20 protein-coding genes are annotated in these 19,850 nt (G+C 71.0%); 12 read left to right on the plus strand and 8 right to left on the minus strand.

Annotated features, from left to right (window positions below; translation table 11 throughout):
- Nucleotides 1-100: 100 nt before the first annotated feature.
- On the minus strand, nucleotides 101-2,683 hold the full coding sequence (locus JW592_RS16880; RefSeq protein ID WP_209265934.1) for a polysaccharide lyase family 8 super-sandwich domain-containing protein: 2,583 nt from the start codon (nucleotides 2,681-2,683) through the stop codon (nucleotides 101-103).
- Nucleotides 2,684-2,975: 292 nt separating this feature from the next.
- Between JW592_RS16880 and JW592_RS16885 the strand changes: the two genes are divergently transcribed.
- The 8 genes from JW592_RS16885 (at nucleotide 2,976) to JW592_RS16920 (ending at nucleotide 11,148) form a co-directional block, all read left to right on the plus strand.
- Nucleotides 2,976-3,326: an NADH-quinone oxidoreductase subunit A gene (locus JW592_RS16885; protein WP_209265935.1), complete on the plus strand. Its 351-nt coding sequence runs from the start codon at nucleotides 2,976-2,978 to the stop codon at nucleotides 3,324-3,326.
- Nucleotides 3,317-4,492, plus strand: coding sequence for a hypothetical protein (locus JW592_RS16890; RefSeq protein WP_209265936.1), 1,176 nt, complete (start codon nucleotides 3,317-3,319; stop codon nucleotides 4,490-4,492). The genes JW592_RS16885 and JW592_RS16890 overlap by 10 nt, the downstream gene beginning before the upstream one ends.
- Nucleotides 4,485-5,414 carry an NADH-quinone oxidoreductase subunit H gene (locus tag JW592_RS16895; protein WP_209265937.1) on the plus strand — a complete coding sequence of 310 codons (930 nt, stop codon included), beginning with the start codon at nucleotides 4,485-4,487 and terminating at the stop codon, nucleotides 5,412-5,414. The genes JW592_RS16890 and JW592_RS16895 overlap by 8 nt, the downstream gene beginning before the upstream one ends.
- 75 nt (nucleotides 5,415-5,489) lie before the next feature.
- A complete protein-coding gene (locus JW592_RS16900) occupies nucleotides 5,490-6,050 on the plus strand; it encodes an NADH-quinone oxidoreductase subunit J family protein (protein WP_209265987.1) in 561 nt (186 codons plus the stop codon).
- Nucleotides 6,047-6,352: an NADH-quinone oxidoreductase subunit NuoK gene (locus JW592_RS16905; protein ID WP_209265938.1), complete on the plus strand. Its 306-nt coding sequence runs from the start codon at nucleotides 6,047-6,049 to the stop codon at nucleotides 6,350-6,352. The genes JW592_RS16900 and JW592_RS16905 overlap by 4 nt, the downstream gene beginning before the upstream one ends.
- Entirely contained in the window at nucleotides 6,349-8,226 is a 1,878-nt protein-coding gene (locus tag JW592_RS16910; RefSeq protein ID WP_209265939.1) for an NADH-quinone oxidoreductase subunit 5 family protein, read from the plus strand. The genes JW592_RS16905 and JW592_RS16910 overlap by 4 nt, the downstream gene beginning before the upstream one ends.
- Nucleotides 8,227-8,233: 7 nt before the next feature.
- Nucleotides 8,234-9,739 carry a complex I subunit 4 family protein gene (locus tag JW592_RS16915; protein WP_209265940.1) on the plus strand — a complete coding sequence of 502 codons (1,506 nt, stop codon included), beginning with the start codon at nucleotides 8,234-8,236 and terminating at the stop codon, nucleotides 9,737-9,739.
- Nucleotides 9,736-11,148, plus strand: a complete 1,413-nt coding sequence (locus JW592_RS16920) for an NADH-quinone oxidoreductase subunit N (RefSeq protein ID WP_209265941.1) — start codon at nucleotides 9,736-9,738, stop codon at nucleotides 11,146-11,148. Before JW592_RS16915 ends, JW592_RS16920 begins: the two co-directional genes overlap by 4 nt.
- Before the next feature lie 10 nt (nucleotides 11,149-11,158).
- Here the strand turns inward: JW592_RS16920 and JW592_RS16925 are convergent, their stop codons facing one another.
- The gene (locus JW592_RS16925) at nucleotides 11,159-11,875 is read right to left on the minus strand and encodes a TetR/AcrR family transcriptional regulator (RefSeq protein WP_307805439.1); all 717 of its coding nucleotides are present in this window, start codon (nucleotides 11,873-11,875) and stop codon (nucleotides 11,159-11,161) included.
- Between the two features lie 281 nt (nucleotides 11,876-12,156).
- On the opposite strand from JW592_RS16925, the gene JW592_RS16930 reads away from it, so the two are divergent.
- Nucleotides 12,157-13,683 (plus strand): MFS transporter, encoded by a 1,527-nt coding sequence (locus JW592_RS16930; RefSeq protein ID WP_372446524.1) that lies wholly within the window; start codon nucleotides 12,157-12,159, stop codon nucleotides 13,681-13,683.
- A 470-nt stretch (nucleotides 13,684-14,153) separates the two neighbouring features.
- Here the strand turns inward: JW592_RS16930 and JW592_RS16935 are convergent, their stop codons facing one another.
- Entirely contained in the window at nucleotides 14,154-14,369 is a 216-nt protein-coding gene (locus JW592_RS16935) for a DUF397 domain-containing protein (RefSeq protein ID WP_209265942.1), read from the minus strand.
- Nucleotides 14,366-15,199 (minus strand): helix-turn-helix domain-containing protein, encoded by an 834-nt coding sequence (locus JW592_RS16940; protein WP_209265943.1) that lies wholly within the window; start codon nucleotides 15,197-15,199, stop codon nucleotides 14,366-14,368. The genes JW592_RS16935 and JW592_RS16940 overlap by 4 nt, the downstream gene beginning before the upstream one ends.
- Nucleotides 15,200-15,317: 118 nt before the next feature.
- Between JW592_RS16940 and JW592_RS16945 the strand changes: the two genes are divergently transcribed.
- Both JW592_RS16945 and JW592_RS16950 read left to right on the plus strand, forming a co-directional pair.
- Nucleotides 15,318-15,539 (plus strand): hypothetical protein, encoded by a 222-nt coding sequence (locus JW592_RS16945; RefSeq protein WP_209265944.1) that lies wholly within the window; start codon nucleotides 15,318-15,320, stop codon nucleotides 15,537-15,539.
- Nucleotides 15,536-15,754, plus strand: a complete 219-nt coding sequence (locus tag JW592_RS16950; RefSeq protein WP_209265945.1) for a hypothetical protein — start codon at nucleotides 15,536-15,538, stop codon at nucleotides 15,752-15,754. Before JW592_RS16945 ends, JW592_RS16950 begins: the two co-directional genes overlap by 4 nt.
- A 19-nt stretch (nucleotides 15,755-15,773) precedes the next feature.
- Here JW592_RS16950 and JW592_RS33220 read toward each other — a convergent pair whose 3' ends face one another.
- The gene (locus JW592_RS33220) at nucleotides 15,774-15,905 is read right to left on the minus strand and encodes a hypothetical protein (protein WP_267878024.1); all 132 of its coding nucleotides are present in this window, start codon (nucleotides 15,903-15,905) and stop codon (nucleotides 15,774-15,776) included.
- 156 nt (nucleotides 15,906-16,061) lie between these two features.
- On the opposite strand from JW592_RS33220, the gene JW592_RS16955 reads away from it, so the two are divergent.
- Nucleotides 16,062-16,298, plus strand: coding sequence for a hypothetical protein (locus tag JW592_RS16955; RefSeq protein ID WP_209265946.1), 237 nt, complete (start codon nucleotides 16,062-16,064; stop codon nucleotides 16,296-16,298).
- Nucleotides 16,299-16,332: 34 nt separating this feature from the next.
- Here the strand turns inward: JW592_RS16955 and efeU are convergent, their stop codons facing one another.
- The 3 genes from efeU to efeO all read right to left on the minus strand — a co-directional run bounded on the left by efeU (nucleotide 16,333) and on the right by efeO (nucleotide 19,842).
- Entirely contained in the window at nucleotides 16,333-17,172 is an 840-nt protein-coding gene (efeU, locus tag JW592_RS16960) for an iron uptake transporter permease EfeU (RefSeq protein WP_209265947.1), read from the minus strand.
- Between the two features lie 64 nt (nucleotides 17,173-17,236).
- Nucleotides 17,237-18,523 carry an iron uptake transporter deferrochelatase/peroxidase subunit gene (efeB, locus tag JW592_RS16965; RefSeq protein WP_209265948.1) on the minus strand — a complete coding sequence of 429 codons (1,287 nt, stop codon included), beginning with the start codon at nucleotides 18,521-18,523 and terminating at the stop codon, nucleotides 17,237-17,239.
- A 155-nt stretch (nucleotides 18,524-18,678) separates the two neighbouring features.
- A complete protein-coding gene (efeO, locus tag JW592_RS16970; RefSeq protein WP_209265949.1) occupies nucleotides 18,679-19,842 on the minus strand; it encodes an iron uptake system protein EfeO in 1,164 nt (387 codons plus the stop codon).
- Nucleotides 19,843-19,850 lie beyond the last annotated feature (8 nt).

Here is a 19,850-nt window from a genome sequence, read left to right on the forward strand (position 1 = left end):
TCTGACCCACCTTTCCGGGTACCCCGCGCCCCGCGCCGTTTAGCGAAGGGGGTGCCCCTGCCCGCTGTCGGCGGCTGCGGGCGCTTCCCAGGTACCGGGTTCAACGGAGAGTAACCGTGCGGGTGCTCCCGTACGCATGCCGCGTGGTCACTCTGAGCAGGGTGCCGCCCGGCACATGGCTGACCCGCACATCCGGGGCCGACGAGACAGGCCGCAGGCTGCGGCCGTGCAGCAGCAGGGTGAGCCGGTCGCGCCGCATGGTGGGGTCGGAGGCGGCGACGGTCACCTCGCGTGACGTGTGGTGCCGCCGCACCAGGACCGACGCCGGACCGTCGAGACGGAGCCCCGCGACGGTGTGTCGGCCGCGCCCGAAGGAGTTCACGGCCAGCAGCCCGAGACCGGCGTGCCGCACCGCCTGGAGACGGGTGCTGTTGGCAAGGACGGCGAGCGGCCCACCGCCGGCGCCGTAGCCGCGCAACTCCCGCTCACCGACGCCCGGCACCAGCGCGTACGCGTAGGCCCGCTGCGTCGCGCCCGCGTTCTGCCGGAAGGCGGCGTGGAAGACCCGCCGGGTCACGGCGGTGTCCGGGTTCGCGGTGCGCACGGCACGCCGGCTGCGTGTGACGGTCTTCAGCCCGACGGTCACCGGGTGCAGCCGCTCGCCGGGGGAGTCGAGGAAGAGGTAGCCGACAGCGGTCCGCCGCGTCTCGTTGGCGTACCGCAGCCAGCGCAGCCGCCCGGTGCCGTCGCCGGACCAGGCGCCGCCGCCGTCCCGCTCCCCGCTGACCCGCACGGTGTCGTCCGGGTCCGCGATCCGGGCGTCCACGGTGCTGGTCACCGCCCGCCCTGCGCGGTCCTCGACGCCTGCCGCCAGGACCACGATCTCCTCGTCCAGCAGGAACCACGACTTGGTGGCTCTCGCGTTCCGGTACACGGTGAAGTCGTCGGGCAGCCGGTCGCGTTCGGCGTAGGCGACATCGTCGGACTGCACCATCGCGGCGGCGCCGTACGCGTCCAGCACCGCGCCGCCGGAGTGGCGGCCCGTGCCGCGCGGGAAGTAGACGTAGGTGTTCTGCGACTCCGAAGAGGCCGTGAAGTGCAGCGGGTGCTCGGGGTTGTCGTAGTACGGCTTCCCGTACAGCTCCGGGACGGTCTGCCGCCGCTCGTCGGGTGCCGTGACCCCGGCGAGTTCGTAGGGGGAGACGGTGGTGAAGTAGTCGACGCCGAAGGTCTGCCGCTGGTCCTCTCCCGCGAGATAGAGATAGTGGGCGCCGTCGCCCTGGAACCAGGGCATCAGGTTCTCGCCGTTCATGTACTCGTACTTGCTGATCCGCTCCGAACTCCGGGCGAGTGCGAAGGCGTGCCCCGGGCGCCGGTGCACCGTCCGGTCCATGGCGTTGAAGGCGGTGCAGCGGGCCGCGGGGTTGAGGTCGACCGCCGGTACCGAACCGTCCGCCAGGATCGCGGCGTGCCGCACCACGGTGAGCGGGGAGGCGAAGCGGGCCGGGTCGGGCGGGGCGGCCGAGGCCGTGTGCAGATGCTTCACATAGCTCTTGAGCGCCGCGGCCCGCTCGCCGTCCGCGTACGCCGACAGATCGGTGACGGCCTCGGCGACCGCAGCGCTGTCCGCGTAGCCGCCGCCCGTACGCGAGACTGCACGGCCCTTGACGATCTCCATCATCCAGCCCTCGAAGATGACGGGCGCGAAACCGTCCGTCACCCACCGGTGCACCACCGGCACCAGCGCACCGGTGTTGGCGTACCCCGTGCCGTCCAGGTATGTCAGCGTCTGGACGACGCGACTCAGCAGGCCCTTTCCGTACGAACCGGTGTAGGCGACGGAACCGTGCTGGATGAACGACCCGTCCGCGTAGTGGCCGTCGGTGACGCCGTGTGCCAGGCGGTAGGGGTCGATCGTCGCGTACACGGTGAGCTGGTCCTCCAGCGCCTTGCGGATACGGCCCTCATCGGCCAGCAGGGCGCCCTGCAGGATGCGGTTGGTGGTGATGTCGGCCAGATTGGCGCCGGTGTGGAAGCGGGAGTCCAGATCGACGTCCCCGTTCTTGCCGTTGCGCAGATACGCGTCCATGGAGGCGATGTAACGGCGGGTCAGCTCAGGCTGCTGGTCGGCGATCTCCTCGGCGAGCAGTACGAGTGTGGCGGTGACGCTGGTGGAGATGCCGATCTCCCAGTGGTGCCAGTTGCCGTAGTAGCCCTGTGCCTGGTCGCCGTAGTAGCGCTCGTGGAGCGTGACGAGCCCGTCGACGACCCGGCGCCGGGTGGCGTCGTCGCCGGGCGGGGCGCCGGGCGGCAGCCCCGGGGTACGGGAGGCGAGGGCGATCTCGTACAGCCGGCGGAACGACGTGTTGAGGTTGCTGTCGCTGGTGCCCAGCGGCAGCCCGTGGAACAGCTCGTTCTCACCCGCCGCTGCCATCTCCGCCAGGTGGCCGCGGGCTGTCGCGGCGACGGCCGCCAGTCTCGCCGCCGTCTCGGGACGTGAGTTGGACTCGGCGGTTCCGGCGAGCACGGCCCGGGCGTTGCCGAGCAACCGTTCGATCCCGGCGTCGCCGGCACGGGCCCCGCCCGGTGCCGTCGACGCCGCGGCAGCGCCGGAGGCGGGAATCACCGCCGCCAGCCCGGCGGCGGACAGCAGGGACAGTACATGTCTACGCGTGATCTCCATGGGGCCTCCCCGGGGGAGCCGGACCGATGTGGCGCAGCCAACCACGCAGTGAAACAGCAGCCGGGGACCCCGACAAGCGTCCGCGCACAACAGACCGCCGTCCGAACGGTGCTGGCGTGGCATACGGGATGCCGGTCCGGCAGCAGGCACCCTCAAGGGGGCCGAGGTGGGAATCGGGGCGATTGAGTATGCCCCCTAGGGGTACGCCGGGCCAGCAGCGGCACGGACGGTGAAGGGAGCAGACCGGCATGGCGGTACGGCACGAACGGCGCTTGTACACGGCGAGGGGCCGATGAACGGCTTCACCGCGTCGCTGGCGCTGCTGGGCGTCGCCCTGCTCGGCGTCGGTGGCGTCTACGGCGCGGCCCGGGCACTGCGGAGCCCGGCGGAGCCGCTGCCGGCTGGGCCGTTCGAGTCGGGGCTCGAGCCGAGCCAGCACGCGGTCAGCCGCTTCCACGTCCGCTGGTACACGGTCTCCATGCTCTTTCTCGCCTTCGACATGGAGATGGTCTTCATGTACCCGTGGACACGGGTCATCTCCGCCGTAGGCGCCTCCGCCGTGATCGAGATGTTCGTCTTCCTCGCGGTCCTGGTCGCCGGTGTACTGCACGCCTGGCGGGAAGGCGCACTGCGATGGACATGAGGGCCCGACTGCTGAGGGCCACGGCCGCCAGGCCCCACGTGCTGCCGGTGAGCACTCCGGGAGGTACGGCGGCGCGGCTGGCCGCCGAGCGGTATCTCCGGCTCCATGACCTGCCGCTCGCCCTCACCCCGGCCGACGCCGACCTCCTGCTCGTCACCGGTCCCGACCGGTCGGCGCTGCGGCCCGCCGTCGACCGGCTGTGGCAGCACCTCCCGGCACCGCGCGCCCGCGCGCACGCCCCCACGGCGGACGCGGTCCCCGGCGCACTGGCGCGCTGCCGCGCCGACCTGGCCGACCACACCCACAACGGTGACCGTGAGGGCGGCGGCCGTGACAGCGGCAGGGGCCACGAGGGCCACGGCGGCGGCATGGAGATGCCCGCCGGGTTGCCGATGGCCGGGACGGGGGAAGATCGCGACGGGCTGTCGCTCGATCAACTCCATGTGTCACTCGGGCCGTTGCTCGCTGACTGGCCGAGTGGCCTGACTGTCCGCATGACGCTGCAGGGAGACGTCGTCCAGGAGGCCGAGCCGAGCCGGCAGCAGCTCGGCGACGACGGGCCGGCACCGCTCTGGGCCGAGCCGTGGGCGCGGGCTGCCGGTGGGGAGCCGGTGACCGTGGAAGAGGCGGCCCGGCGGCGGGCGGCGGCTCATCTGGACAGTCTGGGACGGCTGCTGGCCGTCGCGGGGTGGGCAGGTGCGGCGGCCACGGCCAGGCGGCTGCGGGACGAGCTGCTCGACGGCACACCCGGTGCCGCGCTCCGGCCGGAGGTGCGGCGCTTCGCGCGCCGGGTCGGACGGTCCAGGACGCTGTACTGGCTGACGCGCGGGATGGGCGTACTGGACGGGGAGCGGGCGCGCGCCGCCGGGGTGAGCGGCCCCGCCGCGCGGGCCGGCGGGGATGTGCCCGCGCGCTACCGGACCTGGCTGGAGGACATCGTGGGCGATGTCGACCGGCTGGGGGAGACCGCGCCGCTCGACCCTGCCGAAGAGGGCCCGCGTGGCGGAGGGGTCGGGGAGCGGTGGCCGTCCGCCGCGCTGGTGCGGGTGCTGCCCGAACTGCTGGAGGGCGCCGAGCTGGCGGCGGCCCGGTTGATCGTGGCCAGCCTCGATCCGGACCCGGACGAACTGGCCGCTGCCCCGCAGGAGGTGGGAATCCATGGTTGAGGCGGCGGGCTGGTGGTCGCTGCTGGTGGCGCCCGCGCTGCTGCTGGCCGGTGCGGTGCTGGCGGTCGCCGGGGACGCACTGCTGGCGGCGCGGGACGCCGGGCGGCCCCGCAGTGCCGTGGCCGCGGCGCGTCCGCTGCTGGAGGTGCCGCGGCTGCTGGCGGCGCAGCCCCGCCGGATGCCGGCCCCCGATCGGCTGCTGTGGCGGCTGGGCGTGGTGACCGTCCCGGTCTCGGCGGTGCTGTCGGTACTGGTGATCCCGTTCGGGCACCGGACCGTCGCCGATCTGTCGGTCGGCGTCGTCTGGTTCAACGCCATGGAGGTGTTCACCTGGGCGGGGCTGTGGCTGGCCGGCTGGGGCCCGAACGCGGTCTTCTCCCTGGTCGGCGGCTACCGGTTCGTCGCCCAGGGGCTCGCCTACGAGCTGCCGTTGATGTTCGCCCTCATCACGGCGGCCACCGGCGCCGAGTCGCTGCGGGTCGGGGACATCGTGGCGGCGCAGCAGGGGCTGTGGTTCGCGGTGTGGATGCCGGTCGCCTTCGTCGTGTACCTGGCGGGCGTGTCGGCGCTCTGCTTCCTGGGGCCGTTCGGCTATCCGGTGGGCCGGGACATCGCCTCCGGCGTGCTCGGCGAGACCACGGGTGCCGACCGGTTGCTGCTGCGCGCCGGCCGGTGGCTGTGGCTCGTCTCCGGCGCCGCGATGGCGGTCCCGCTGTTCCTGGGCGGCGGAGCCGGACCCTGGCTGCCCGCCTGGGCCTGGTCGTCGCTGAAGACGCTGCTGGTGCTCGCCGTACTGGTGTGGGTGCTGCGACGGCTGCCGGTGCTGCGTGCCGACCGGTACGTGGAGTTCGCCTGGGTCGTCCTCATCCCGCTGGCCATCGTGCAGGCGCTGGTGCCCGCTCTGGTGGTGCTGAACCGCTGACGAGCCCGGCCTTGCCGAACCGCTGAGGGACAACCGCTGAGGGACAACCGAGGGAGGAGACACGACGTGGACACCCTGGAGTCGGCCCTGCTGGCGGCGTTGGGGGTGGTCGCCCTGGTCACCGCTGTGCTGGTCTTCACCTGCGACTCGATGGCCCGGGTCACCTTCGCGCTGCTGGCCTCCCTGTGCTGCGTCGGCGGCGTGGTGGCGGTGCTGGGCCTGCCGTATCTGGGCGTGGTGACCGTGCTGATGATGGTGATGGAGATGGTCGTGATGGCCGTCTTCATGATCGCCTACATGATGAACCCGGCCGGTCTGATGCCGATGTCGATGCTGCACAACAAGCGCGGCTCGCTCGCCGTCAGCGGTGCGGTCTTCGCCACGCTGGTGGCGGCCGTCTTCCTGACGCCCTGGCCCGCCCAGGTGGGCGAGCCGCCGCCGGACACCACCTTCCAGGTCGGCAAGGCGCTGATGGGCGAGCAGATGCTGACGATGGTCGTGCTGGGCTTCGTGCTGCTGGCCACCATGGTCGGGGCTACGGTGCTGGCCACCCGCCGTGGGCGCTACGACCGCTTCGGCGACGACCTCGACCTGCGGCCTGCCCGGGACCCCGTACGGGGAGGGGTGGGACGGTGACCTTCGAACTCGTTCTCGTACTCGCCGCCGGGCTCTTCTGCGTCGGGCTGTTCGGTGCGCTCTCCCAGCAGTCCATCGTCATGATCATGATGGGGATCGAGCTGATGATCGGCGGGATCATCGTCGCCGCCGCCGCGTTCTGGCACTTCCTCGCCCCGGTCGCAGCCAGTGGACAGGTCGTCGTCGTGGCCGCCGTGGTGGCCATGGCGGTGGAGATGGCCCTGGGCTTCGCGGTCACGACCGCGATCTACCGCGCCCGCCGGGTCGATACGACCGACATGGCGGAGGACCTGAAGGGATGAGCGCACTGCTGTGGGCGCTGATCGCCCTCCCGCTGGGCGCCGGGACCGTGCTCGCCCTCAGCGGGCGGCGCTGGAACGGGTACGTACCCGTCGCCGCTCTCGCCACCGCGCTGGCGGCCCTCGGGCTCGCCGTGGCGGTCGCGTTCGCCCGGCCCCAGGTGAGTGCCCCGCTGTTCGCCGGCGTACGGGCCGGGCTGCGGGTGGACGGCCTGTCGGCCGTCATGGTGGTCACCGTCGCGGCCGTCACCGCCGCCGTCCTCGCCTTCTCGGCCGGGGAGATGGGCCCGGGGGAGGACCGGGGCCGGTTCTTCGGGGTGATGCTGCTGTTCGCCGGCGCGATGCTGGTCACCGTCACGGCGACCACGCTGGCGCTGCTGCTGATGGCCTGGGAGCTGATGGGCGCCACCAGTTGGGCCCTGATCGGCTACTGGTGGCGGCAGCCCCGCCGGGCGCAGGCGGCCGACACCGCGTTCCTGACCACCCGCACTGCGGACCTGGGGCTGTATCTCGCGGCGGGTGCCGCCATGGCGGGCGGCGTCGGCTCACTGCGACTGGACGCGCTGTCGTTCGCGGGGGGTGGCTGGCTGCACCTGGTGAGCGCGGGTGTCGTGGTGGCGGCGCTGGGAAAGTCGGCGCAACTGCCCTTCTCCTTCTGGCTGTCGCGGGCGATGGAGGGACCCAGCCCGGTCTCCGCGCTGCTGCACTCGGCCGCCATGGTCGCCGCGGGCGCGTATCTGCTGCTGCGGCTGCACCCGCTGCTGACCGCGACGGGCTGGGCCGGGCCGCTGGTCGCCTGGACCGGTGCCGTCAGCGCGCTGGCGCTGGGCGTGGTCGCTGCCGCCCAGCGCGACCTCAAACAACTGCTGGCCGCCTCGACCTGTGCGCAGCTGGGCTTCATGGTGCTCGCCGCAGGCAGCCGGGGAGTCGCAGCCGGGACCGTGCAACTGGTCGCGCACGCCGCTGTGAAGGCCGGCCTCTTCCTGGCCGCGGGCGCCTGGCTGACCGCGCTGGGCACCCAGCAGCTTCCCGCGCTGAAGGGCGCGGCCCGCCGCCTCCCGCCGGTCGGCGCCGCGTTCACGGTGGGGGCGCTGACCCTGGCAGGGCTCGCGCCGCTCTCCCTGTGGGCCGCCAAGGACGAGGTGCTCGCCGCGGCGCTCGCCGAGAGCCCCGGTCTGTACGCGGTGGGCCTGGCGGCAGGCGCCGTCTCGGCGGTCTACAGCGTCAAGGCGCTGTGGTACGTGACCCGGCCGCAGCCCGTTCACCCGGCCGTCGGTCCGGCCACCGGTTCGGCCGCTGGTCCCGCTGCCCCCCTGGATCGTTCCGCCGTGCTGCCGCTGTGGGTGCTCGCCGCTGCCGCCGCCGTTCTGGGCGTGCTGGCGCTGCCCGGCCCGGCCCACTGGCTGCGCGCTCTCCTCGGTGCGCGCGGCGAGCCGTCGCCGCACCCGTGGGAGGCGGGGGTCTCCGCAGCGGTCGCCCTCATCGTCACAGGCGTCATGTGGTGGTTGCTGCCGCGCTTGCCGGACTCAGCGCGGGCCGCGGCCCCGTGGGCGGCGGGCTGGCTGCACCTCGAACGGGCCGCGCACGCGCTGCTCGTACGGCCCGTCATGGCGCTGGCCCGTGCGCTGGCCGTCTTCGACGACCGGGTCGTGGACGGCGCGGCGCGGCAGCTCGCGCGGGGCGGTCTGGCCCTGGCCGGGCTGGCGGGCCGTGCCGACGACCGCGGACTGGACGCCGCGGTGGGTGCGGTGGCCGCCGGGGCCCGCCGTCTCGGCTCCTTGGCGCGGCGCCCCCAGACCGGAGTGCTGCACCAGTACTACGCCCAAGCCGTCGTCGGCTTCGCGGTGCTGACCCTGATCGTGCTGTTGGTGAGGTAACCCACTCGTGCTGACCGTCGTCACTTTTCTGCCCCTGCTGGCCTGCGCCGTGCTCGCCCTGGCGCCGCGTGCGGTCCCGGACCGCGCCTGTGTGTGGGCGTGGATCGGTACGGCCGCCGCCGACCTGGCGCTCGTCGTCGCGCTGTGGGCGGGGTTCGACACACGCGGCGGAATGCAGTACGAGCAGCGGGTGCGGTGGATGCCCAGCGCGGGCGTGGGCTACCACGTCGGTGTGGACGGCCTGTCGCTGCCCCTGGTGGCGATGGTCTGCGTGCTGTTCCTGGCCACCGCCGTCTACGCGCTGCGCGAGACCCGCCGGGTGCGGACCTTCGTGTGCCTCTTCCTGTTTCTGCAGACGGTCAGCATCGGCCTGTTCGTCGCTCTCGACCTGATCCTCTTCTTCGTCTTCTTCGACCTGTCCATCGTCGGCATGTACTTCGTCATCACCGGCTGGGGCCATGGCGAACGCGCCCGTGCGGCAGCGCTGAAGTTCTTCCTCTACACCTTCACCGGCTCGCTCGCGCTGCTGCTCGGCTTCATCGGCCTCTACCTGGCGGCGGACCCGCACACCTTCGACCTGGTGGAGCTGACCCGCCGCAACCCGCTGGCCGGGCAGGGCCTCTACGCCGGGCTCGTGCTGCTGGCCATCGGCGCGGGACTGGCCGTCAAGACCCCAACCGTGCCCGTCCACACCTGGCTGCCCCCCGCGCACACCGACGCGCCCGCCGCGGGCTCCGCCATCCTGGCCGGCGTCCTGCTGAAGATGGGCACCTACGGGTTCGTCCGCATCGCCATGCCGCTGCTGCCCGGCAGTTGGCGCCATTACGCGCTGGTGTTCGTCGTCGTGGGCGTGGTCTCCGTGGTGTACGGGGCCCTGGTGGCGCTGGCCCAGACCGACTTCAAGCGGATGGTCGCCTACACCTCGGTCAACCACATGGGGTACGTGGTGCTGGCCGTCGGCGCCGCCGGAACCCTCGCGGGCAGCGACGTGCAGGCGCGCTCCCTCGCGGTCACCGGAGCGGTCGTGCAGATGGTCAGCCACGGTCTGCTGACCGGCGCGCTCTTCCTGCTCACCGGAGTGCTCTACGACCGGGGCCGCACATACCGGATGGACGCGTACTCCGGCCTGGCCGCGCACACTCCACGGTTCGCGGCCGCCACCGGCGTCGCCGCGTTCGCCGGACTCGGCCTGCCCGGCTTCTCCGGATTCATCGCCGAGTTCCAGATCTTCACCGGCAGCCTCGCCTCCCAGGCCACCGCGACCGCCGTGGCCCTGCTGGGCATCCTCATCACCGCCGCGCTGTTCCTGCGTGCCCTGCGAACCCTCTTCCTCGGGCCGCCACGCCTGCCCGCCGGGATTCCGGCGGCCGGCGTCGTCGACCTGCGCCCCAGCGAGGCGGTGGCCACCGTGCCGCTGCTGGCGCTGGCGCTGCTCATCGGCGTCGTCCCCCGGTTCCTGCTGGACGTGGTCGAACCGGCCGGCCGTGCCGTGACGGAGCTGGTGGCCCGGTGAACGAGAACGTCGCAGCACTCCTGCCAGAGACGGCGCTGGTCGCCGCAGCCGTCTGCGGCCTGCTCGCCGGGAGCTGGCTGCCCCGCCGCCGCCAGTGGGCCGTCGCGGTGCTCGCCGCCGCCGCGTGTGTGACGGGACTGGTGGCCACCTCGGTCACCATGGCGACCGGCGGCGAACAGACCGTCTTCTCCCGTACGTTCGCCGTCGACACCGCCACCGACGCCGGACGGCTGACCGTGCTGGCCGCGCTGCTGCTGATCGTGACGCTGTCCGCCGAGTCGGTGCGCGGCCACAAGCGCGAGAGCGAGTTCTACGTCCTGCTGCTGCTGACCGGTGCGGGCACGCTGGTCCTGGTCGGTGCGAACGACCTGCTGACGCTGTTCGCCGGCTATCTGCTGGCCAGCCTGCCCGGCTATGTCCTGGCCGCGTTCGCCAAGGACGCGCCGGGCACCGAAGCGGCCCTGAAGTACTACCTGTTCGGCGCGCTGCTGGGTACCACCATGCTCGCCGGTGTCGCGCTGCTGTACGGCGCCGGGGGCGCGACCCTCTACCGGCACCTGCGCATCGGGCTGCCCACCGCCGGCTACGGACTGGTGGCCGTCGGACTCGTCGCCGTACTCGCCGGACTGCTCTTCAAGGCCGGTGCCGTGCCCGCGCACTTCTGGGTGCCCGACGTCACCGAGGGCGCCACCGCGCCGGTCGCCGCCTACGTCACCACCCTGCCGAAGATCGGCGGCCTGATCGCCGGCTTCCGGCTGCTGCACCAGGCGCTGCCGCTCAGCGACGTCAATTGGCCTCTGCTGCTCGCCGTTCTGGCGGCGGTCTCCATGACGTGGGGCAACCTCGCGGCGTTCTTCCAGGCCAGCGTCAAGCGGCTGCTCGCCTACTCCACCATCAGCCAGGTCGGCTACCTGCTGATGGCCCTCGCCGTCGCCACCCGCACCGACCTCGCACAGCGAGCTCTGCTGTTCTACCTGGCCGCCTACGCGCTCACCAACATCGGTGCGTTCGCCGTCGTCACAGCGCTGCCCCGAGCGCGCTCGCTGGCGGACTACCGGGGGCTGGCCCGGCACCGGCCAGGGCTCGCCGCCGTCCTCCTCGTCTGCCTGCTGGGCCTGGTCGGCACCCCGCCCACCGGCGTCTTCCTCGGCAAACTGGAGGTGTTCAGCGCCGCCGTTGACGGCGGCTACAGCTGGCTGGCGGCCGTGGCCGTCGCCAACACGGTTGCCTCTCTCTTCTACTACCTGCGCTGGCTGGCCCCGGTCGTCCGCCCCGGCGAGTCCCACCGCGCCGCCGTACTGGGACCGCTGACCACCGGCACGGCCTACACCGCCGGCACCGCCTCGCTCCTGCTGGGCCTCGCCGGCGGCGCGGTCCTCCCCCTGGCCACGGGCCCCCTGCTGGGCTGATGCGGAGCGCTCAGCGCCGTGAGGCCGCCTCGATCCCGTCGAGCAGAAAATCCAGCCCGAGCCGGAAGTTGGCGTCCCAGTCGTGGTCGGCGATGTAGTTGTTCGCGGCGACCGTGGGGTAGTGCTCGCGTCGGTTCTCCAGATATTCCTGCCCCAACCGGGTTTCCTCGGCGGAGAGCTGCAGACTCGACTGGGTCGCGGTGGCGCCCATCACATGGTTGTAGAGCGCCCACGTCGCCGCGTTGAGCTGCTTGCCGGTCAGTCCGGCGCGCACCAGTGCGGTCTGGAGGAACTCCATCCAGGCCAGGAAGTTGGGGCCCATGAGCGGGCGCTGCCGCGCGGGCACGGTGGCTGCCCAGGGGTGCCTGAGCATGGCGTTGCGCCAGTCGCCGACGAGGGCGGCGATGTCCTCGCGCGCGCTTTCGGTGTGCTGATCCGGAACCTGGGTCTCTCCGAAGATGGCGTCGACGGCCAGGTCGACGACATCGTCCTTGGTCGCCACATGCCAGTACAGCGTCGTCGTGCCCACCTGGAGCCGTTCGGCCAGCCGCCTCATCGTCAGCCGGTCCATGCCCTCGTCGTCCAGCAGCGCGACGGCCGCCTTGACGATACGCGCCCGGGTCAGCGGGGGTTCGCCCTTGTTCCCCTTGGAGGGCCGCAGCCAGACGTTGCCGACTTTCCCGCCGGACCGGCTCTTCGTGCGCTCGTTCCCTGCGATGACGTTCACCTCCGAAATCTCGCGGCTCGGACTCCGGCGCCGTCGGCCGCACCGAGTGTGCACTGGAGTCTCGCATGCCTTGGGCGCCGGTCCGGCGCAGGCGCCTGGGCACCTGCGCCGAGTTCCGTTCCGACTTGTTGAAAAATTCCTCACACCCCCGATGAGCTGGGGTTTTGCTGCCTCAGAGGTGCCGTCGGCGGCCTGTCCTGCAGACCCTCCGTCCTGCCCCGCTGCGCTGAGGCGTAGTAGAGTCACCGTCACCGGAACAACGTTCTAGACACCCGACCATAGTGCGAGTGACTGTGACAGACATCGAGCAAGAAGCCCAGACCCCTCCCGATCGCTTCCCCGACCGCTCCGCGAAACGCTGGTGGACCCTCCCCGTGGTCAGCCTGGCGCAGCTGATGGTCGTGCTGGACGCGACCATCGTGAACATCGCTCTTCCCTCGGCCCAGCACGATCTGGGGATGTCGGACGCCGACCGGCACTGGGTGATCACGGCCTACGCACTGGCCTTCGGCGGTCTGCTGCTGGTGGGCGGCCGGGTGTGCGGCGCCCTCGGCCACCGGCGCTCCTTCGCCTTCGCCCTGATCGGTTTCGCCGGGACCTCCGCGCTGGGCGGCGCGGCGAACTCCGCGGGCATGCTGTTCGCCGCTCGTGCGGGGCAGGGCGTATTCGCCGCTCTGCTGGCACCGGCCGCGCTGTCCCTGCTGATCCTGACGTTCACCGACGGCCGTGAACGCGGGAAGGTCTTCGGCGTCTTTGCCGGGGTGGGCGCCGGCGGGGCCGCACTCGGTGTGGTGGCGGGCGGTCTGCTCACCGAGTACGCCAACTGGCGCTGGTGCCTCTACATCAACGTCCCCATGGCGGCGATCGCTCTGTTCGGCGTGCCGCTCGTCAAGCGGGACCGCCCCAGTGGGGCCCTCCGGCACCTGGACATCCCGGGAGTGCTGCTCAGCGTGGCGGGGCTCGGCTGCCTGGTCTACGGCTTCACCCAGGCCGATCCGCGCGGCTGGGACGATCCGAAGGTTCTCGCGCTGCTGATCGGCGGACTGGCGCTGCTCGGGCTGTTCGTTGTGGTCGAGTCCCGCAGTGGGCATCCGCTGCTGCCCCTGCACATCCTCGCGCACCGCAAACGGGGCACCGCGTTCGTCTCCGTCTGCCTGATGTTCATCGCGATGTTCGGCTTCTACCTGTTCGTCAGCTACTACACGCAGACGATCCTGGGCTACTCGCCCGTCAAGGCCGGCATGACGCTGCTCGTGAACGCCGTCAGCACGACGGTCGGCGCCATGCTCATCGCCGGGAAACTGAGCCGACGCGTCGCCCAGAGCGCACTGATCGCGGGCAGCCTGCTGTCCTCGGCGCTCGGCATGCTGATCCTCACCCAGCTCGAAGTGGACAGCGCCCACGTTTTCGCCGCCTATCTGACCCCGTCCATGGTCCTCACCGGTCTCGGCCTGGGCTGCCTGCTGGCCGCGGCGACCGACATGGCCACGGCGGAACTCAGCCCCGCCGAGGCAGGCGTCGCCTCGGCCTCGTACAACACGGTGCAGCAGGTCGGCGCCGCGTTCGGTACCGCGCTGCTCAACTCGATCGCGACGAGCGTGACCGCGGCCTACCTCCGGGAGCACGGAAGGGGCCGCCGCGCCCTCGACGTCGGCACCGTGCACGGCTACACGGTGGCGCTGTGGGTGGCGTTCGGTATCCTGCTCGCCGGTGCGCTGGCCGTAGCGCTGTTCTCCCGGCGCGGCACAGGTGCCTCCAGCGCCGCGCAAGACTCCCGGCAGACCGTCGGTGGGACGGCCCTCCCCTGAATCGGAAGCGGAGAGACGGAGATACGCGGTTTCCCTCCGGTTTCCCTCCTGGCCGTCGGCGTTGTCTGCCTGACCGCAGGCGCAGTGGTGCAACTGATGTCGGCCCTACTGGCGTTGGCGCTGCTCGCCGCCGCCCTGACGGCCGTCGCCCCGCAGCGCGTACCTGCCCGGGCGGACGACGACTCTCAGCAGGACGCTCCGTAACAGCCGCCGATCCCCACGGCCCGGTCGCGATCAACGCAGACCTGCCCGACGACCTTTCGCGGGCCGAAGTGGGCGGACTGCGTTGGCACTTGGGCTGGGACGCTTCCCGCACTGGGGCGGCGCGGCCCAGCCTGGCGGATCGGCGGCGCGCTCTTCGCCGCGCTGGAGCGGCGCGAGCCCGGCCCGCAGGGACGCGGGCCTGAGCATCGAACGAGCCCGCAGCGACGTCGCAGCGCTCCAGGCAGGCCGCGTCGTCCTGTCCTGACCTACGCCTTGAAGCCGCCTCCCCGTACATGTACGAGGAACGCCTTCCACGCGGGGGAGGGGATCAGCAGCGCGGGGCCGGTGGGATTCTTGGAGTCGCGGACGGGGAGGGCAGGGCCGGGGTGGTCGGTGGCGACTTCGAGGCAATTCCCGCCGTTCTGGCCGCTGTAGCTGCTCTTGCGCCACGCTGTGGCGGGCAGGTCGGTGGGGTCGATCATGAAAGTTCCTTCACTCTGGCCGCGATCATGTCCACCGACGCCTTTGGGGAGAGGGCATCGGCTCGCAGCAGATCATAGGCATGGTGGTAACCGGCGACTTCGTCCGGCGCCGCGCTGATGTGGCCGCGAGCACGGCCGTCGATGTACACGACGTCGGCCCCCTCGTCCATTGTCAGCCCCGCGAACGGCCCGTCCATACTGGCGTGTTCCCCCGCGTCGAACGGAATGACTTGGACGATCGTCCGGGAGTCTTCCGCTGCCTCCAGAACGGCGTTCAATTGCCGGGCCATGACTGCTGGCCCGCCGACAGCTCGGCGCAGAACGCTCTCATCGAGGACAACCCACAGCTGGGCGCGGTTGTCACGCTCCAAGATGTGCTGCCGGGTCATTCTGGCCGCGACCAGCTCATCGGCGTTCGGTAGGCGGGCTGCGGCGAAGAGCGCCTGTGCGTACTCCTCCGTCTGCAACAGCCCCGGCACCACTTGGCTCTCGAAGTCCCAAATCGCAACAGCGTCCTTCTCCAGCTCTACGAACGGCCGGAACCAGTCCGGATAAGCGTGCTCGATCACGATGGGCCACAGACGGGCGAACATCCCGCCTGTGCCCAGCACGTCGTCACAGCGCTGGGCGAACTCCTCGCTCGGGACGCGGCTAGCGGTCTCGATCCGAGAGATGTACGAGTGGGTGCAGAAGGTGCGCCCGGCCAGAACAGTCTGGCTCAGTCCGGCCTCTTCTCTCCTGATCCGCAACTCGGTGCCGAAGTAGGCCAGGGTCGACACCTTGGGGTCGGCCTTCGGATCGCCGTTGGCCCGAGGGCTTTCTGCCGTCATCTTGCTTCTCCGCCTCTTGACAAGCACAGGTGCACAGCAAGTGCTCTCCACAAGGCTATGTCCGGAGCGCCACGCTGGGAGCACAGAACGTGAAACTCCCCCAAGAAAGGCGCCGTTCATGGAGAACCCCACCCTGATCAAGCTCCGCGACGCGGAGGAGGTGTGCGAACGGCTCCGTATCGCACTCGCGGAGGCGGAGATCGTGTTGCCGTCCCTCCGGGTGGACCTCGGCTCTTGCGCGAGCAGCACACTGCGCAGTCCGCTCCTGGAGCTGGGCGGCTGCAATCTGGCGACGGCCGAGAAGCTGGCCCACGCGCTGGGCGGGCAGCGCGGAAATTGAGCCGTAATACATGGCGTCAGGGCGAGGTCGTCACCGACCTCGCCCGGCGTACAGCGGGAGTGGTCAGCGGCGTCACCGCGGACGGGCGCGTGCGGCTCGTACGTCCGGGCGGGCCCGCGTGGACGGCAGATCCGCAACAGCTGCGGTCGGCCACCAGGGCCGAGGTGATGTCGGTGAAGGTGGCGATGGCCAACCACCGCTGGGGGCTCCAGTGAGCGACCCCTGGGTACCATCTCAGCGGCGGCGTTTGCCCCGTCTGATGCTCTCCCAGGCGATCCAGACGGAGGTGATGGTCCCGACAGCGATGATCACGCTGGAGAACGCGGAGACGGCCGACAGGATGAGGGTCACGTCGTCTTTGTTCACGTGGGCCCCCTCTGTCGGTGCAACTCCCATTTTTTAGAGGGGGACTAGAAGGAAATCAAGAGGGGGTAGAAGGGGCCTCTCGGGGCGTCGTAGGCTTACCGTATGACCGACACGCCCGCTCCTTCCCCGCAAGTTTCCCCCGGAGTGCGCGCGGCCATGGCTGCACATATCGAAGCCGCACTCGCCTGTCTGGATGCCATCCCCGATCCGGTGGACCGCGAGGTGACGGCCAGGGCTCTGGCCGACGACCTTCTGCCCGAAGCCGCCCGGCGGGTGAAATCAGTGCGGGGCGAGGCGGTGGTGGAGTTGCGCGAGAGCATGAAGTTGCGGGAAGTCGCGGAGCTGCTCGGCCTGTCGGTGCCCCGGGTGGACCAGCTCGCCAAGGGCAAGTGAACGCACCCCGGAAGCACTCTTTGGAGTGAGCCGTTCAGGCCGCCGTGGTGGTCGTCGACTTGCGTGCGGAGGCGTTGCGCTGCGGGGCGAGGAAGAAGGCCATCGTGATGCCGAGGTAGAGCGACCAGACGACCAACTGGGCGACCGTGGGGTCGGGCTGGAAGTTGAAGACGCCCTTGAGGAGGGTGCCGTACCAGCTGTCCGGTGCGATGGTCGAGCTGATGTCGAACGCCTTGGTGCTCAGACCGCCGAGGAAGCGGGCCTCCTGGAGGTCGTGGACGCCGTAGGCGAGGACGCCCGCGGCGACGACGACCAGCATGGCGCCGGTCCAGGTGAAGAAGCGGGCGAGGTTGATCCGCAGGGCGCCGCGGTAGAAGAGCCAGCCGAGGACCACGGCGGTGGCCAGCCCCAGCAGCACGCCGATCAGCGGCGCCGAACTGCCCTCGCCGCTGGCCCGTACCGACGCCCAGACGAACAGCGCGGTCTCCAGGCCCTCGCGGCCCACGGCCAGCAGCGCCGTGACGACCAGGGCCCCGGTTCCCATCTGGAGGGCGGCGTCCAGTTTGCCGTGCAGCTCGCTCTTGAGATGGCGGGCCGTGCGGCGCATCCAGAAGACCATCCAGGTGACCAGGCCGACGGCGAGGATCGACAGCGAGCCGCCCAGCGCCTCCTGGGCCTCGAACGTCAGCTCCTTCGAACCGAATTCGAGGGAGGCGCCGAAGGCGAGGGAGATGGCGCAGGCCGCGGCTATGCCGAGCCAGACGGGGCGCAGTGCGTCCCGTCGCTCCGTCTTGACCAGGTAGGCGACGAGGATGCAGACGACCAGGCTGGCCTCAAGACCCTCGCGCAGGCCGATCAGATAGTTGCCGAACATGCCGGTCCTTTCCTCACCTTCGCTGATCGAATCGACCGCCGGCCGAATCGGTCGAATCGCGTGATCACGAGAACAGCTCGCGGCCCCACCAGTCGTCCTCGTCGCGGACGCCCGGCGGGATGGCGAAGACAGCTGAGCCGACGTGCTGGATGTACTCGTTGAGCGCGTCGTTGCGCGCCAGCTTGCGCTGGATGGGGATGAAGCCGCGGCGTACGTCGCGCTGGTAGGCCAGGAAGAACAGTCCGGCGTCCAGGCGGCCGAGCCCGTCGGTGCCATCGGTGAACGAGTAGCCCCTCCGCAGAATGCGGGCGCCGTTGTTGGAGTCGGGGTGGGCGAGGCGGACGTGCGAGGTGGGCAGCATCGCCTTGAGGAACGGCTCGTCGTGCTCCTTGGCCTTGCCGACGGGCGCGCCCTTGCGCTTGTCCCGGCCGAAGATGTCCTCCTGCTCCTTGAGCGAGGTGCGGTCCCAGGTCTCGATGTGCATCCGGATACGCCTGGCCACCAGATAGGAGCCGCCTGCCAGCCACTGCGGGCCGTCCTTCTCGGCCACCCACACGTGCTCGTCCAGCGCCTTGGTGTCGGTCCCCGAGATGTTCCGGGTGCCGTCCTTGAAGCCGAACATGTTGCGCGGGGTCTGCGCATCGGGCGTGGTGGAGGAGGTCTTGCCGAAGCCGAGCTGCGACCAGCGGATGGCGGCCTTGCCGAAGCCGATACGGGCCAGGTTGCGGATCGCGTGCACCGCCACCTGCGGGTCGTCGGCACACGCCTGGACGCACAGATCGCCGCCGCTGCGGGCCTTCTCCAGCTTGTCGCCCGGGAAGGAGGGCAGGTCGACCAGCGCCTCGGGCTGCTGCTCGTGCAGTCCGAAGCGGTCCTTGTCGAAGAGGGAGGGGCCGAAGCCGATGGTGAGGGTGAGGCGGGAGGGTTTGAGCCCCGCCGCCTCGCCCGTGTCGTCGGGCGGCGACTCGGGGATCGGCCCGAACGCGCCCTCGCCGACGGCGTGACCGGCCGTCATCCGGGCCGCGGCGGCCGTCCAGTCCTTGAGGAGCTGGATCAGCTCGGCACGGTCCTCGGTCGTCACGTCGAACGCCGCGAAGTGCAGCCGGTCGGGAACCGCCGTGGCGATGCCGGCCTGGTGTGCCCCGTGGAAGGGCACCGCCCGCCCGGCGTCGGAGGCCGCGTCGGCGCTGTCGTTGTGCAGCGCGGTGGCCGTACCGCCGGCCGCGACGGCGCCCAGCGCCAGCCCGGCCCCGCCCCAGCCGAGCAGCGACCTCCGCGCCACGGCGGGCCGCTCGCCGGCGGCCCGGGCCGGTTCGCGCCGTTCCTGTTCCGGGGCTTGTTCCGGTGTCATTTCCTGGCCTTGGTGCTGCTCTGTGCTGCTGCTCTGACTCGTGCTGTCTTCCGCTGTCACGAACGCGCTCCTCGTGCTCGACCGTCCGGTGGCCGTCGCCGCCGCCCGGTGACCGTACGAGTGGCCGTACGGCGGGCCGGGCGGCGGTTGCCGGGTTACTTCGCTACGGCGGCCGCCAGCTTGGACAGCGGCTCCGCCAGCGCGTTCACCGCGTCGGAGAGCTCCTTGCGCTCACTCTTGCCGACCTTGTCGTAGGACTTGAAGGAGTAGTCGTCCTTGTCCTCGCCGTCGTCCTCGCGGTACTTGTCCAGCAGCTTGTTCAGCGCCGAGAACTGCTTGTCCAGCTCCTTGACCAGGGCCGCGTCGTTCTTCTTCGCGACCGGCTCGAGCAGGCTGTACGACTTCTGGGCGCCCTCGACATTGGCCTTGAAGTCGACCAGGTCGGTGTGGCTGTAGCGCTCCTCCTCACCGGTGACCTTGCCGGTGGCGACCTCGTCGAGGAGTTCCTTGGCGCCGTTGGCCATGGAGGTCGGGGTGATCTCGGCCTTGCCGACCCTGTCCTTCCAGTCGGTGAGGTCCTTGATCAGCTTGTCCGCGAGCTTCTTGTCGGCTGCGGTGATCTTCTCCGTCTTCCACAGCGACTTCTCCAGCCGGTGCCAGCCCGTCCAGTCCTTCTTCGGGTCCTGGCCGTCCTCCAGACCGTCCTCGCGCAGATCGACCTTGGGGTCGATGTCGCCGAAGGACTCCGCGACCGGCTCGGTGCGCTCCCAGCCGATACGGGAGGGTGCGTACAGCTTCTTCGCCTTGTCCAGGTCGCCCGCCTTGACGGCCTCTGCGAACTTCTTGGCCTTCGGCAGGGTCTGTTCGGCCTGCTGGAGGGTGTAGTCGCGGTAGGCGGCGACGGCGGCGTCCAGCTTCGGGTCGCGCTCGGCGGTCTTGCCGCCGCCGGTCGCCTCGACCTTCTGCCGGATGCCGTGGCCCTTCATGCCGGGCTTGCAGGCGATCTCGTACTCGCCCGCCTTGATCTCGGCTGTGACCTTCGCCTTCGTGCCGGCGCCGATGTTCTCGCGCTCGGTGACGATCCGGCCGTCCGGGTAGAGGATGTAGACCTCGTTGACCTTGGAGCCCTTGTTCTCCACCGCGAGCTGGACATGGCCGGCGGGGAACTTCTTCTTGGACACCTCGCAGGAGTCGTCGGTGGCGGTCACCTTGATCGCCCCCTCCCCGCCGGCGTCGGCCTTCTCGGCGCAGCCGCTGACGGCGACGAGTGATATCGCGGCCAGGGTGGCACTGACGGCACAGAGGCGGACGGGACGCATAACGGACT

Origin of the sequence: Streptomyces spirodelae, assembly GCF_017676385.1 — a bacterium.
In the GTDB taxonomy this organism is placed as follows: domain Bacteria; phylum Actinomycetota; class Actinomycetes; order Streptomycetales; family Streptomycetaceae; genus Streptomyces; species Streptomyces spirodelae.